The organism is Bacillus sp. FSL W8-1127 (assembly GCF_038006725.1).
Classification (GTDB): Bacteria; Bacillota; Bacilli; order Bacillales; family DSM-4216; genus Bacillus_O; species Bacillus_O smithii.
This window is the reverse complement of the sequence record NZ_JBBOVU010000001.1, coordinates 254,840-269,986: the sequence shown is the minus strand read 5'-3', so window position 1 is coordinate 269,986 and position 15,147 is coordinate 254,840. Positions and strand designations below refer to the sequence as shown.

General features: G+C 37.6%; 11 protein-coding genes. 7 read left to right on the top strand and 4 right to left on the bottom strand.

Annotated elements, in window-relative coordinates:
• Nucleotides 1–2: 2 nt before the first annotated feature.
• The 3 genes from NST12_RS01305 to NST12_RS01295 are packed head-to-tail and all read right to left on the bottom strand — an operon-like array spanning nt 3 to nt 5,858.
• Entirely contained in the window at nt 3–1,826 is a 1,824-nt protein-coding gene (locus NST12_RS01305; RefSeq protein WP_341100069.1) for a site-specific DNA-methyltransferase, read from the bottom strand.
• A 13-nt stretch (nt 1,827–1,839) separates the two neighbouring features.
• Nucleotides 1,840–2,613, bottom strand: a complete 774-nt coding sequence (locus tag NST12_RS01300) for a DUF4391 domain-containing protein (protein WP_341100068.1) — start codon at nt 2,611–2,613, stop codon at nt 1,840–1,842.
• 5 nt (nt 2,614–2,618) lie between these two features.
• The gene (locus NST12_RS01295; protein WP_341100067.1) at nt 2,619–5,858 is read right to left on the bottom strand and encodes a helicase-related protein; all 3,240 of its coding nucleotides are present in this window, start codon (nt 5,856–5,858) and stop codon (nt 2,619–2,621) included.
• Between the two features lie 663 nt (nt 5,859–6,521).
• On the opposite strand from NST12_RS01295, the gene NST12_RS01290 reads away from it, so the two are divergent.
• From NST12_RS01290 to NST12_RS01275, 4 genes are read left to right on the top strand one after another with little or no spacing between them, the layout of a single operon-like run.
• Nucleotides 6,522–7,151 carry a YhbD family protein gene (locus tag NST12_RS01290; RefSeq protein ID WP_341100065.1) on the top strand — a complete coding sequence of 210 codons (630 nt, stop codon included), beginning with the start codon at nt 6,522–6,524 and terminating at the stop codon, nt 7,149–7,151.
• A 3-nt stretch (nt 7,152–7,154) separates the two neighbouring features.
• Nucleotides 7,155–7,859 (top strand): polymer-forming cytoskeletal protein, encoded by a 705-nt coding sequence (locus tag NST12_RS01285; protein ID WP_327796765.1) that lies wholly within the window; start codon nt 7,155–7,157, stop codon nt 7,857–7,859.
• 16 nt (nt 7,860–7,875) lie between these two features.
• Nucleotides 7,876–8,607, top strand: a complete 732-nt coding sequence (locus NST12_RS01280; RefSeq protein WP_341027819.1) for a polymer-forming cytoskeletal protein — start codon at nt 7,876–7,878, stop codon at nt 8,605–8,607.
• Nucleotides 8,608–8,643: 36 nt separating this feature from the next.
• On the top strand, nt 8,644–10,176 hold the full coding sequence (locus NST12_RS01275) for an MDR family MFS transporter (protein ID WP_270584748.1): 1,533 nt from the start codon (nt 8,644–8,646) through the stop codon (nt 10,174–10,176).
• A 332-nt stretch (nt 10,177–10,508) separates the two neighbouring features.
• Here the strand turns inward: NST12_RS01275 and NST12_RS01270 are convergent, their stop codons facing one another.
• A complete protein-coding gene (locus NST12_RS01270) occupies nt 10,509–10,757 on the bottom strand; it encodes a hypothetical protein (RefSeq protein WP_244878027.1) in 249 nt (82 codons plus the stop codon).
• A gap of 402 nt (nt 10,758–11,159) precedes the next feature.
• On the opposite strand from NST12_RS01270, the gene NST12_RS01265 reads away from it, so the two are divergent.
• The 3 genes from NST12_RS01265 (at nt 11,160) to NST12_RS01255 (ending at nt 15,140) form a co-directional block, all read left to right on the top strand.
• Complete coding sequence (locus NST12_RS01265; protein ID WP_048622457.1) at nt 11,160–11,846, top strand: response regulator; 687 nt, start codon at nt 11,160–11,162, stop codon at nt 11,844–11,846.
• Nucleotides 11,843–13,198 (top strand): sensor histidine kinase, encoded by a 1,356-nt coding sequence (locus NST12_RS01260; protein WP_341100064.1) that lies wholly within the window; start codon nt 11,843–11,845, stop codon nt 13,196–13,198. Before NST12_RS01265 ends, NST12_RS01260 begins: the two co-directional genes overlap by 4 nt.
• Before the next feature lie 580 nt (nt 13,199–13,778).
• Nucleotides 13,779–15,140, top strand: coding sequence for an IS4 family transposase (locus NST12_RS01255; RefSeq protein ID WP_087960047.1), 1,362 nt, complete (start codon nt 13,779–13,781; stop codon nt 15,138–15,140).
• The last annotated feature ends 7 nt before the right edge of the window (nt 15,141–15,147 follow it).

Here is a 15,147-nt window from a genome sequence, read left to right as displayed (position 1 = left end):
TCTTATACACTCCTAACATCTGTGATTCCGTTCTTTTTCAAAGTTTGAATGGCGTTTGTTTTTACTGAATCGTTGATGAAACCAGATTCTTTGAATATGACTTTTGGCTGCATATGCTCTGACTGATATTTCATCATCTCATTCACTATATCTAAATCAATTTCATTTTCCAGGCATAATAAAACAGAACCAAAGCCGACGTTGTAAATAGTTTTACCATTATAGTCGATCTCTTCAATTGGCGTAGTGAGCGGCAAGCCGATTTTTAGCAGAATTTCATACAACAAATCTTCTTTTGTACGGTCTTCTTTAATGTTTTCTTGCAAGTCAAAAAGGGTTTTCTCCAATTTTTCAAAATCAGGATCCCACGTTTTGACGTTAGAAGAATCAAGCTTAAACACTTTAAAACCAATATCTAAATCCGTTTTTCCTGTTTCTTGAACGATTTTTTCTCCAGCGCGACGAATGCGTTCTTTCCCGATTTCACAAATATTTTTATATCCCGCTTTATACGCCTCTGATTTTTCGTCAGTTAACTCAGGCAATTGCACCATGATAAATTTGCGATTACCTCCGTCTTCTGCATTTAGCTGCAAAACAGCATGGGCGGTGGTCGCCGAGCCAGAGAAGAAGTCTAATACTATATCATTATCTCTTGTAGATAACTCTAATATTCTTCTTATCAATTTTACTGGTTTAGGATAATCCATTACCGACTGATTATCAAATAATTCTTTTAATTCCTTTTTAGCATCTTGTGAATGTGATACTTCTTGATATGTCCATACAGTCAATGGAGTAATAGTAGATTTTACCTCACTTAAAAATCGTTTTAAACGTGGGACATTGTTACCGTCTTTACCGAACCAAATTCGATTATCTTTACGATATTCTTCAAATCTTTCCTTTGTTAAGACCCAACAACGCCCCTCTGGAGGTAAAACTCTTCTTCCGCTTGGTGTAACTATTTCATATACTTTCTCTTCAACAACTGGACCTACCGATAAATCTCCTGACATCCAAGGTCCTCTAGGATCATTATCAGGATTAGAATACCTTCCATCAGCATCTTCACTCCTTGATAGACCATAGAGTAATAAACTATCAATTTTTTTCGCGTAACATAGAATAAAATCATGGTTACGAGAAGCAAACTTATTCATATTAACAGGTGCAAAAGCTCTTTGCCAAATAAAAGTTGTTACAAAATTGGTTTCACCAAACACTTCATCACAGAGTTTTCTCAAATTTGGAACTTCAGTATCATCTATTGATATAAATATTGCGCCATCTTCTCTTAGTAGATTTCTTGCCAGTTTTAACCTTGGATACATCATATTTAACCAGTCAGTATGATATCGTCCATTAGTTTCCGTATTTGCTTTCATTGTTTGTTCAGTCAGTTCTTTATAGTTCTTAATATTATCCCGGAAATCGTCTTTATACACAAAGTCTTTCCCCGTATTATACGGTGGGTCGATATAAATCATCTTAATCTTGCCAAAGTATGATTTTTGCAACAGCTTTAGTACTTCGAGGTTGTCTCCTTCAATATAAAGGTTTTCCGTTGTATCCCAGTTTTTGCTGGATGCTTTATCCGGTCTAAGGGTTCCAGTGGATGGCGTTTGAGCCATTTTCATTGCTTTGGTTTTACCATGCCATGTAAATTCATATCGTTCGTTCCGTTTTTCGATTTCTTCTCCAAGCACTAGTTTTAACTTTTCAAAGTCAATTTTTCCTTCTGTGACGACTTCCGGGAATAGCTGCTTTAATGTTTCAATGTTCGTTTTCACTAAATCCAATGATTTCCCATCCAGTCTATTCATAGTTGTTCTCCTTTCACAGCAATTGTTGTTTCAAATGCTCCATTTGTTTTGTTAGTCGTTGAATTTTAATGTTATATTCTACTTTTCTATTAAACTGAGTTTCTTTCTTCATTTTATATTTACAACTTTTTATTTCATTTTTTAATTCTGTAATTTGCTGAATGAGTTGTTGTTGCTTCTCATACTGCTCTTCATTTTTGATCACATGAAATTGACCTGTAATGGCCGTATGCTGAAATGCTTGTACAGCTAAATCTATTTCTTTATAAAATTCAAAGAAATTATAAAATGGTATGTTCGTAACATGGATTGTCTTTATAAACTTTACTACTATTTCATCATGAGATTCTGGGTCAAACCATGGAGTATAATGAAGCTGTTCTAACACGACTTTCGAGGAATCCACTTTATTTAAACGTTTCATACAGGTGCCAACTTGAATATGACCTTGTTTTTCAAATACAACCACAACGGGGTTAGGAAGCGATCCTTGGATGATCTCTCCAATGACTGGGAGATGATTGTCTTTTGCTTCCTCTCGCATTTGGATAGTGATAAACATAACCCCTTCATAATGGAATTCTTTGTTGATGAATGGCTGGATATTGATCGTACTAGGGGTTAATAAATAAGTTAATTCGATTCGTTCAATATATTTTGTAATGAAGTTTTTTTCTTTCTTGTTTAAATCGGCGAAATCATAAAACATCTTTTTATCTAATTTTTTATAGAGCGGACGAACTTTATCGTCCAGCCCAATCATACGGTAAAACATTAATCCAGCCATCGCTCTCACCCTTTTATAATGAGATAAGAAATGATTTCAAAATCCTGCAAGCTTGTATTTGCACTTGTCGCAAGGCTGTCTAAGTTTCCTAAACTAAAAATATTTAATGTCAATTGCTGATCTATTTTTCCCGAAATATCTTCAACTGCTTTTTCTAATAACGATTTATATTTTCCCATTTCTTTTCCGTTGTTTGTTTCTTCATAAAACGTAGCATATAAGTCTTCTTCTACATCCTTTTGTCCATTACATAACGAACGATAGATATCGAGAATTTTCTTGATATGGACTTGGTTATATAACACTTCACCGTCTTCTTTCACATAAACCAAATAATATGGATGAAGCGCATTTTGCTCACTAGACGCTGTGAAATTATTGATTTGTTTCAAGCAGAAAATAATCCCGGGCTTAATTTCTTCTCGCAGTTTTTCATTTTTATTCGTTGTAATGCTAAATAAACCTAGAGGGGCATTCTCGATTACATCTTTGTTTTTCTTCATGAAATTTAATAAATCCATTCGAAAATCATCCATCGTGAAATCGGTTAATGAAATATTCCCAGAAATATCTTCTAAATCAATGACTTCGTTTTGTAATTTTTCTAGTTGTTTACGGCGATATTCGAGATCTTTCATTTCGTTGCTGTTATCGGCGATAACGTTTTCTTCGCCCGTGGAAGAAATATCAAGAATGGTCATTCGGTCTTTGACCCTGCCGACTAGATTAATATATTCATCTAACTCCATCGATGGCCAAAAGTTCACTAATTGAATACATTCATTTTTACTTCCTAGCCGGTCAATTCTTCCAAATCGTTGAATAATGCGCACTGGGTTCCAGTGGATATCATAGTTGACGAGATAATCGCAATCTTGCAAGTTTTGCCCTTCCGAAATACAATCTGTTGCAATGAGAATATCAATCTCTTCCGTCATATTCGGCATGACTTTTTCTCTCTCTTTAGAAATGGGTGAAAAGTTCGTTAACACGCTATTGAAATCGACTTTTTTCATCTTCAATGTTGTCTTTGGATGATCAGAACCTGTAACAACAGCAGAGTGCAGCCCGAAATTATGTAAAATCCACTGATGTAAATTCTCATATAAATATTTTGCTGTATCAGCAAACGCTGTAAAAATTAATAATTTCTTATTTTGACCATTAATTGGATTCTCAATTTTCGTTTGAATAATTTCTTTGAGAGCCAATAATTTTTGATCACGATCAGGAGTGATTCGCTTAGCACGTTTTAACAGCTTTACTAAAATGTCTCGATCATACAATAAATCTTCTTTCCAACGAATTAAATCAATATCTTGAAGCAAAATTTTTACTTTTGATCCAATTAAAGCATCTTCAAGTTCAGGATCGTCCAAATCAATATCATCATCGTTTTCAATGGGTTCAAAGGATGAATGATAATTTTCGATTTTACGGATATGTAAATCAATTTTCTTGATAATGCTTTCTAAGGTTAACGAAAAAGAATGAATACTGCTCTCGAGCCGTTTCAGCAAATTCGTTTTCATTAAGTAAACCAGGTTGTTTTCACGGTCGGTTTGTTTCAAAACACGCCCGTTTGACACTTTTGTATCGTACTTCTCATAATAAAACGATTTCCTATGTGGTAAAATATATTTCATCGGTGAATAGATCGCAAAATGCAACCGTAAGATATCATTATTGATCACTGAAAGAGGAGGAAATTCATTTTTAACGTCGATCGTCTTTTTAATATTTATCGGCTTTAATCGCTGTGGAAATTTTCCGATAGCTTTTATGTTATAATACTTTTCAATGTGACGACGAGAACGAGCAATAGTCAGCGAATCAAGCAATGCAAAATAATCCCAACTCAACATATCCAGCAGTTTCTCAGTAGTACGCTCATTTTCCGGAAGATCGCTCCATTTGTTGAATTGTGATTGCGCACGCCGAATCGTTTGGCTAATGAGTTTAATATTGGCTGTCTCTGCTAATGCTTTGTCATTACCTTCTGTAATAAAGGCAATTTGATTTTTTAAATCATCAAGCTTATTGTTGACTGGAGTGGCAGAGAGCATAAGAACTTTAGTCTTAACACCGGATTTTATAATATCATTCATTAACCGAGTATAGCGAGTAATGTGGCTCTTGCGTGGGTCATTATTGCGAAAATTATGTGATTCGTCAATGACCACCAAATCGTAATTTCCCCAATTTACATGTTCTAAATTAATTGCACCACTGTATCCACGCTCTCGCGATAAGTCTGTATGGTTTAAAAGATCATAAGAAAAGCGGTCATCTATCAGGATATTTCTTTTATCATTTAAACGGTAAACTTCCCAATTTTCCCTTAACTTTTTTGGAGCCAACACGAGAACACGATGATTTCGTAATTCATAATATTTAATGATGGCTAACGCTTCAAACGTTTTCCCAAGACCAACGCTATCAGCAATGATGCAACCTCCGTACGTTTCAATTTTATTAATGGCACCAATTACGCCATCACGCTGAAAGTCGTATAGTTTATTCCAAATTACTGTATTTTCAAATCCAGTTTTTGTTTGCAATACCTCGTAATTTTTTGTATCCTGTAAAAAATCTTTAAAAAGATTGTAGAGAGTGACAAAGTAAATAAACTCGGGCGAATTTTCTTTATATAACACTTTTAAACGCCGTAGTATTTGTTCTTTCACATCTTGTAAAACATATTCATTTTGCCAAATGTCATCAAAATTACGAATTAATTGCTTATTTGTTTCTAAGTCGTCAACAATATTGTTAATGTACATGCTTGAGGAGTTGCTATATCCTAATCCCGGACTTGAAAAGGGCGCTCCACCAACTAGCCCAATTTGGGTACCATCTTTATTTTTAACATGATAAAATCCCCCTTGAATGCGCTTTGTTGTAACGGATTTGATTTGTGCTTTTCTCTTTAACCATTTTGCAAACTGTTTAGCTATATATGCCTGATTTAGTTCAATTTTATATTTTCTCTCTTCTTCGACGCCGTATAAGAATGCTTCATTTTTTTCAATTTGTTCTTTTAAAATATTTTCTCCTTCAATAAAAGCAGGCTCTGTAAAAATAAAGCGAAATTCATCTAATAGTGAAAGTTCTTTTTTTAATTCGACAAATGCGTATAAAGTTAAGTGAGCAGCTGCTATCGATAGTTTACTGCCCTTTGTAATACAATCTTTTAAAACATCTCCTACAAGACCACTTTGTTTATTATCAATAATTCTTGCCATTTTTATTAACTCCTTTATTTGAACACTCCGCTCCAACATACCAACTTGTAATAATCGTTCGATTGTATAGAATAATTATATTGTACTAAAATAATAACCAACAAATTGTCGAATAATGTCGAAAATGTACAAGAGTTATAAAAAACTTTCTAAAATTCTCCACTGTAATGAAATCTTTTTACTAGTCTTGATGACATAAGAATTAACTCTAGCTCCATATAGTTACCTCACAAAAAAATAAAAGCCTCGACTCTTTTTTCGATCTGGAGTTTATTCTGATGTTTATAGGAAATTAGTTCGATCAAAGATAACGGATATTCCAAGTTCCTAATCTCCTACTGTTTTTTCATACTAGCATGCATTAATAGTACTTCGAGAAGCACGGTTTGTTCATGTCGAGCCGTTTCGGGAAAAAGTGAAAAAAATTTATCGTTTAATACAAGAATAGGCAGCCAAATTGGGATGGCTGCCTTTTATTTTAATGAAAGCGCCAATGGTATTCATAGAGATAGTAATTCCTAAATGAATAATGAAAAAAGATCTTCATTCCTTTTTTGCTCATCGTTTTGTCTGATCCGGTTCACAGGAAATATGAACGGTATATTTTATTTACAACGTAACATTGTTATGTTACACTTTTTCGTGTGAAGGAGGTGCCAAGCGGTGGAACAAGAACTGATTTCTAAAAAAGAGTTGCTCGAATTAACCGGAATTTCTTACGGACAGCTGTATCGTTGGAAACGAAAAAAGTTAATTCCCGAAGAATGGTTCATTCGAAAATCGACTTTTACCGGACAAGAAACGTTTTTTCCGAAAGAAAAAATATTAACAAGAATAGAAAACATTAAAAATATGAAAGACGATTTATCATTGGATGAATTGGCGAGTATGTTTTCTCCTAACCCTGCAGATATCACACTCAGCAACGAGGAACTTCTTAATCGTAACATTGTTTCGTTAATGACATTGCGTTTTTATAAAGAACAAAAAGGGGAACATGATACATTTTCATTTGTTCAACTGTTTCAACTCTATGCGCTGGAAAAGCTTCTCCAATCCGGAGACATCAGTTTGGAAGAGGGTAAAATCATCTTGAATGTATTAGAGACCCATTATCCAAAACTTCAAAGTCGAAGTGGTGAATTGATTTTGATACGCAAAATGGGAATATCCACCTGTATGTTAGTGGCGAGCGGAAACGACGTGTATTTTGAAGAGGATGTAAAAGTAGTGGCCCGTCTTCATTTATCAAGCTGCATGGAGGAATTAAAAATGAAAATACTGGAGGGATAACGGGTGGAAAGACAGGATTTAGTGATCGCAGGTTTCGGAAATGCTTCTGGCGGAAATTACAACCTAGTAAAAATTTCCGGAAATGGTGAATTGCAAGGCGATCTTGATTGTATCGAATTGAACATTCAAGGAAATGCCAAAATTTATGGCAATGTGAAATCAGAAACAACCTATGTTGCCGGGACAGCGAATATGCACGGAGCGCTGCACTCAGAGAAGATAAAAATCCAGGGCAAAGCTAGCATTGTCGGAGATGTGGAGTGCAAAGAAGTTCGTTTTAACGGAAGCGGAAAAGTGAAAGGAAATGTACAGGCGGAAGAGTTGCGTATTCACGGCGGAGCGACGATCTCAGGTGATTGTGCATCAGAAGTATTTGAAACAAACGGGAGTTTCCGTGTCGGTGGATTATTAAATGCAGGAAAAATTCAAATTCAGTTGTTTGGAAATTGTCAGGCAAAAGAAATTGGCGGCGAGAACATTGAAGTGAAAAAACAAAGAAGGATATTTTTTAAAAAGTGGTTCTTCAATGCCGTATTAAACGCTGAAAGCATTGAAGGAGACGAAATTTATTTGGAGAATACAAAAGCAAAAGTAGTGAGAGGAAACCGAGTGATACTTGGTCCCGGCTGCGACATAGAATTTGTGGAATATAAAAATCATTTTCAATGCGATAAAAGATCAAAAGTCAAAACCAGCAAAAAATTATAGAGGAGGGAGACTGAGGGTGGAAAATGATGTGCTGCGTCATTTAACGGTGAACGGTACTGGTATTACTTCTGGAGGAACTTTCAACAAAGTAAAAATTCGCGGAGAAGGCACCATTAATGGAGACTTGCATTGCGTTCAATGGAAAGTGTTTGGAACTGCCGACGCAAACGGGCTCGTCAAGGCAAAAACGATTGACATTTTCGGTCAGGCAAATATGAAGGGAAATGTAGAGGCAGAGTCCATCAAGATTTTTGGAGAAGCCGATATACAAGGTCATGCCACGATGAAAGATTTAAACCTTCGCGGAGCCGTTCATATAAAAGAACGTTTAGTCGGAGGACATATTCATGGTTATGGCGAATTGAAGATTGAAAACGATTGTGAAGCGGATTCTATTTCCTTAAAAGGAGCCGTTGCCATTGGCAGAACGTTAAATGCAGAAAAAGTATCTCTCTATCTTCATTTTGAGGATAGCCGCATTGCGGAAATTGGCGGAGAAGTCATTCGCGTCACCAAAAGCAAAGCATTTAATGTCATCAATTTTCTAAAACGATTTAGACAGGATTCCGCCAAGCTCGTTGCAGAAAGTATTGAAGGAGATGACATTTATTTAGAATATACGAAAGCAAAAGTTGTCAGAGGAAAAGAAGTGACAATTGGTCCAGGTTGTGAGATTGATCTGGTAGAATATCAAACCAGCTTTCAACAAGATGAAAAAGCGATTGTAATAGATAGTAAAAAAGTATAGAATCGAATCGTTCCATTTAAGGGGAGGTGGCTTTCGGTGAAAAAGAAAGAAACGAACATAGCGTGGGTTGTGGCAGGTTTATTATTAGGAATTTTCGTTGCGGCAATCGATAACACCATTGTGGCAACGGCTATGGCGACCATTGTAGCGGATCTTGGAGGACTGGACAAATTTGTTTGGGTAACATCCGCTTATATGGTGGCCGAGATGGCTGGGATGCCGATTTTTGGAAAACTTTCGGATATGTATGGTCGAAAACGGTTTTTCATTTTTGGGCTAATCGTGTTTTTAACTGGTTCGATGTTATGCGGCGTTGCCCAAAACATTGTTCAGCTCAGCCTTTTTCGGGCGATTCAAGGAATTGGCGGTGGTGCGTTAGTTCCTATTGCCTTTGCCATTATGTTTGATCTTTTTCCTCCTGAAAAACGCGGAAAAATGGGAGGTTTTTTTGGAGCGGTATTTGGTTTGTCGAGCATATTCGGACCATTGCTTGGCGCTTATATCACGGATTACTTCGATTGGCGCTGGGTATTTTATATTAACATCCCTATTGGTCTTCTATCGTTCTTTTTCGTTACCTTTTTTTACCGCGAATCGCCTGTTCATGCGAAGCAAAAAATTGATTGGTGGGGAGTCGTTACACTCGTTCCCGCGATCATCTGCCTAATGTTTGCTCTTGAACTGGGCGGAAACCAATTTGAATGGAGCTCCAAAGTCATCATCGGTTTATTTTCCGCTTTCGCTGTTTTATTTTTGCTGTTTCTTTATGTGGAGACAAAGGCAAAAGAACCCATTATTTCCTATCATATGTTTAGAAAACGTTTGTTTGCAGCAAGCAATCTTGTAGGGTTCTTTTCCGGAGCCACCTATATAGTTGCCACCGTGTACATTCCAATTTTTATCCAAGGAGTGATCGGCGGTTCAGCAACGAATTCAGGGCTGGTTTTACTGCCGATGATGTTAGCGACGACGGTATCCGCTCAATTAGGCGGTTTTTTAGCCAATAAAATGAGTTATCGAAACGTCATGATCATCTTTACATCGATTTTCATTATCGGCATGTTTCTATTAAGCACAATAACAGTCCATACTTCTCGCCTTATGATTACCTTGTATATGATTATAACCGGATTAGGGGTAGGTGCTTCTTTTTCCGTTTTAGGTATGGCGGCTATCCACCATTTTCAGCATAAAGATCGTGGGGCGGCCAGTTCAACCAATTCCTTTTTGCGTTCGCTTGGAATGACGATCGGGGTCACGGTGTTTGGAATCATTCAAAGAAATCTTTTTAAACATAATTTAACGGACACATTCAGTGGCATGTCGCAAGCACCACAAAACTTGAATTTCAAAGATCCAAGAGCGATACTATCGCCGGACACGCGCTCCCACATTCCGGAACCAGTGCTTGATAAAATCACATCAGCGTTGTCATCTTCCATTGCCCATACCTTTGTGTGGAGTCTTATTCCAGCGCTGCTGACATTATTATTTGTAATGTTTATGACGAATGATCAACTATCCACCAATTTCAGAGCACAACCAGTTAAAATCAATGAAGGAAAATAAGGTTGTATTCTAGGGCAACAAAGCCGATATTCTCTTCATGAATGTTACAACAGATGTTTTAGATCTATCATTTTTCAACAAGACAATTGGCAACACTTTTCGTGTCCAGCATTATTAAGACACTTTGCCAGCAAAATAATAGACTATAAACTTAAGAAAGAAAACATAGTATTCTATCCCCCTTCCGTCATCGTGATGGTTAGGGGGATAAATTTATATATGCTGTTTCTGATTTTTAGGCCAATACAAGCCTTTTATTACCCCTTATAATCTATCTTGAAGGCTTCGTCCATGTCGAATAGAGCCTCGTTTATGCCGTAGCAAGTGTTCTTTTATTGAGTCTGTTTACGCAAAAACAGTATAAGAGCGGTTCCCGCACCAACAACTGGCAGCAGAAAAATAAGCGTGCCAAATGAAACCCCAAACATTTGGTAAACACTATCTGTAATGGCTACAGCAAACACCAATCCTACAAATAATCCTGCAAGTAAGACCACCGTCACTAAAATCGTTTTATTCATTCGAACCATCCTTTCTTCCATTTTGACGAAAAACGCAGCTCCAACACAAAATATTTTCATAATATCTCATCTTTTCACTACGCCTATAACAGACTGCAAGGACCTAAGCGATGGCGCTCCTCCATCCATAGGCCTTGGCTAACTGCTTGAAAGGGAATTTCATATCCATTCAAAAAGATTGCCTATTTGAATAATTTCTGGGTGTTCCCCAATATTCTCTCATTGGGAAATGACCATAATGCTGACGAAACTGATTTCTTTGCCATATTGACGAATCGGATTTTAGTGTTTTTGTCTATCCCCCTTCTTTCCCACCCATATTCTTTGGATTGGTGACGTTCTTATCCTACCAAGACAATGTTGCAAACTTTTGAAGATCTATTACGGATTGGATGAATTTTTTAAAATCACCAAAACAAGAGGGTATAATGAGTAAGAAGATGATAAGAAAGGAAAGGATGTATGACACATACATTGCTGCTGGTCGATGATGAAGAAAAAGTGCTCGAATTTATGGAATCATTTTTGCGTCAGGAAGGGTTTCGAATCATCACCGCCAAAACTGGAAAAGAAGCATTAAAGAAAGCCGAGGAACATAGGCCATCTCTAGCCATACTGGACTGGATGCTTCCAGAAATGAGCGGCATAGAAGTATGTCGTAAACTTCGTCAAAAAAGTCGCATGGGCATTATTATGGTAACCGCTCGAACGGACGAAGCCGACAAAATCGTCGGATTGGAAGTCGGGGCCGATGACTATATGACAAAACCTTTTTCATTGAGAGAATTGGCTGCGCGGATTCGTTCGGTACTTCGACGAATTGAAGAGAAAGAATACGATGAGGAAATGATGCAACGCGGAGAATTAACCATTTCGGAAACGCAATGCCGCGTGTGGAAACGAGGAAAAGAAATTTCGCTTACCCCAACGGAGTTTAAACTTCTTCTCACACTGGCCGCTAAGCCCAATATCGTTTACAGCCGACTGCAGCTATTACAAGCAGCATTGGAAGATGATATTTTGAATGACGAGCGGACAGTAGACGCTCATATTAGCCGTCTCCGCAAAAAAATCGAAGACGATCCATCTCACCCTGTCTACATTCAAACCGTCTATGGTTTCGGCTACAGATTTGGTGATGGGACATGACTGTTGGCCGCAAACTATTTGTCGCGATGGCCTCCTTTATTATAGCGATGGGGTTGTTATTCTCCTTTTTAACTCAGTTTGTTGTCAGAGGAATACTTGAAAATATGTTGGATGTGGACAGAAGCAAAGAAATGAAAGGATTATCCACCCTATTTGTGGATTACTATCAAAAACACGGGGATTCTTGGGACGGCATCCGGCAAGTGAATATCAATAAAACAGACTGGAACAGCCATGAAAAGGCAAGTTTTGTATTATTATCCCTAAAACACAAACAATTGTATAAGGACGGAAACGCTAGCTATGGATTTATAACGAAATTAGGCATTCGACAAAACGTACAATTAGATGGAAAAACGATTGCTTATTTATATTATTACGACCAAGAAGTCGGCAATATTGCGAAATTGCGCCTCGGTGTAAGCAGTTCAGTGACTTTTCTTTTGATTGCGGGTGCCATTATTTTCGTGCTGCTCTCCCTCCTAGTCGCCTATTGGTTGTCGAAGCGGCTAACCGCACCGCTTCGTAAACTGGTTCCCGCTATCGATCGTTTAGGAAAAGGCGAATTCGGATATCAAATACCCGTCGTAACAAACGATGAGTACGGAAAAATTGCCGAAGCATTCAACGAAATGTCTAAGCAATTGCAGCGAGCCGAAGAAGTTCGAAAAAATCTGGTGGCGGATGTGGCCCATGAATTGCGGACACCGTTAACGATCATTCGAGGTAAACTGGATTTCATCCAGCAAAGTGGTTATTCCATCAAACCCGAAAGCTTGCTTCCTCTACAAGATGAACTAATTCGTTTAACTCGTCTCGTTGACGACCTTCACCAGTTGACGCTTGCTGAAGCGAAAAAGCTGCCGCTCGAACGTAAACCAACCAATATTCCTGTACTTCTACAGCGGGTCATTGATCGCGTCACTCCCGACTGTGAAAAGAAAGGAATTCACATTACACTGAATTGTTTTAGCGATACAGCCACAGTTCTTGTGGATCCGAATCGAATGACACAAGTTTTCCTCAACTTGGTTGTCAATGCCGTCCGCTATACGCCCTCGGGTGGTTCTATAACCATTACGATTGATGAGGAAACGACAGAGAACGAAAAGAGTCGTGTTCTTTGCGTTGCGATTTCTGATACTGGAATTGGCATTGAACCTGAACAACTCCCTTTTCTTTTCAATCGGTTTTACCGTACAGATGAAGCGCGAACACGCAACAATGGCGGTATGGGATTGGGGCTCGCTATCGCCAAGGAATTCGTATTAGCCCATGGCGGCACAATAGAAGCAGAAAGCCAACCAGGCAAAGGCACTACTTTCATCGTCAGATTGCCTTTCATGGATTGAAAAGGGGTTGTCTCAAAAGCCCCTTTTAAACAAGAAAAACCCGTCGAGATAAAATCATTTTTCTCGTCGGGTTCTCTCTATTTCGTGATCTTCTTTTTAAAGCAGGCGGTTCTTTTCCTTCTGTTTCAGAAAGTTATGGGCGATGACAGCCAGCTCGAATTCGATGTTTACCTTGGCCAGCCCTTTTGCTTTCATTTCTTCAACACCTCTCTTTTTCCGTTTACCGCAGTTCGATTTCAGGATTTCGACTCGTCGGACTGGTTTGTGGCTTGTAGTTTCCTTTGAGTATAGAAGCGCTGATTTTATGCCAATGTTCCATAATGTACGGTCGTTATTCGGATACACCATCGTCGTTTATGTAAATAATTTTTTCCCCATTCCTCTCCTTAAGATTTAGAAGATGTTTATAAATAAAAATCTCAGCTTTCGCAGTCCAAAATCTTGTTTAAATGCTTGATGTAAATGGTTTTGGGAAGTACAAAATTATCATTTGACATTTTTTAAAACATAAAGAAAGACACCTATTCTTTTGGTAAAATATTGGTGACGAAACCAAATCCAAAAGAAAGGTGTCACCACTATGATAACGAATAAAGACTACTTTGCGCAATTACCAAAAGAAATTAAACAAGGATTTTCCGAATTAAATATTGGATATCATTTAAGAAAAGCGAATATTACGAAACTTTCCGGGTATTCTTGTCTTACTGTTTTCAAACTGATTTTTCTTTTAGTCTTCCAATATAAGAACTGGTTTCGTGCTTTTATGAGTAAACGATCTCAGGATCTGCCCGGAAAGGATACAGTCTATCGCTTTTTAAATACACCAACCTATCATTGGAGAAAGTTTCTGCTTTCATTAAGCAGTGAAATGATCCGTCTGCTTCAACCATTAACTTCAAAAGATCGTGTCACAGCTTTTGTGATTGATGATTCTGTCTTTTCAAGAAACCGTAGTAAGTCGGTTGAACTGTTGGCTAAGGTTTTTGATCACTCTACCCATCAGTACTTGAAAGGGTTTCAAATGCTTACCCTTGGCTGGACCGATAGTTTTACTTTTATTCCCGTTGATTTTGCTCTTCTAAGTTCACCGAAAAAGGAAAATCGCCTGCAAGAAATCAATACCAATATTGATAAACGAACATCTGGCTATAAGCGTCGCCAGGAAGCTCTGAAATCAAAACCGGACGTGGCTTCAGCTTTACTTGATCATGCGCTTGAAAAAGGGATTATAGCTGACTATGTTCTCATGGATTCCTGGTTTACACAAGCGCCTTTAATTGAGAAGATTACGAACAAAGGGTTATTTGTCATTGGCTTGGTGAAGCAATTAAAGCAGCGATACGTTTACAATGGTGAACGTTTCACACTGAATCAACTTTACAAATTGGCAAAACCTCACATGGGTAAAAAAGACATTCGCGGATCCGTTTATGCTACTTTAGACAATGGAATTCCAGTAAAAATTCTATTTGTACGAAACCGTAATAAACGGAGCGAATGGCTTGCCATTCTCAGCACAGATACAACATTAGAAAATGAAGAGATCATTCGTATTTACGGCATGCGTTGGGACATTGAAGTCTTCTTCAAATGCAATAAATCCCTTTTAAATTTAGAGAAAGAATTCCAGGGACGTTCCTACGACATGTTAATTAGCCATACAACCATTGTTTTTACACGATATATTCTCATTGCTTGGCAAATGCGAAAAGAGGAGGATCCTAAGACGATTGGCAACCTTTTTTACATCCTTTGCGAAGATGTAAAAGACATAGATTTTATTACTGCCCTTCAATCACTTATTGACCTTTTCCAAACTTTGGCGGAAGCCGAGGTTTCTTTGAACATGGACATCTTTAAAAATCAAATGAATAAATGGTTGGCCACTATACCTAATTATATCAAGCAATGCTTAAATATTTCTGTGTGCGAAAGTTGAGTAAAAA

Excerpts from the sequence above, each read along its gene's own strand:
- NST12_RS01305 (WP_341100069.1), bottom strand. The coding sequence starts at position 1,826 with ATGAATAGACTGGATGGGAAATCATTGGATTTAGTGAAAACGAACATT.
- NST12_RS01300 (WP_341100068.1), bottom strand. The coding sequence starts at position 2,613 with ATGGCTGGATTAATGTTTTACCGTATGATTGGGCTGGACGATAAAGTT.
- NST12_RS01295 (WP_341100067.1), bottom strand. The coding sequence starts at position 5,858 with ATGGCAAGAATTATTGATAATAAACAAAGTGGTCTTGTAGGAGATGTT.
- NST12_RS01270 (WP_244878027.1), bottom strand. The coding sequence starts at position 10,757 with ATGAAAATATTTTGTGTTGGAGCTGCGTTTTTCGTCAAAATGGAAGAA.
- NST12_RS01265 (WP_048622457.1), top strand. The coding sequence starts at position 11,160 with ATGACACATACATTGCTGCTGGTCGATGATGAAGAAAAAGTGCTCGAA.
- NST12_RS01260 (WP_341100064.1), top strand. The coding sequence starts at position 11,843 with ATGACTGTTGGCCGCAAACTATTTGTCGCGATGGCCTCCTTTATTATA.
- NST12_RS01255 (WP_087960047.1), top strand. The coding sequence starts at position 13,779 with ATGATAACGAATAAAGACTACTTTGCGCAATTACCAAAAGAAATTAAA.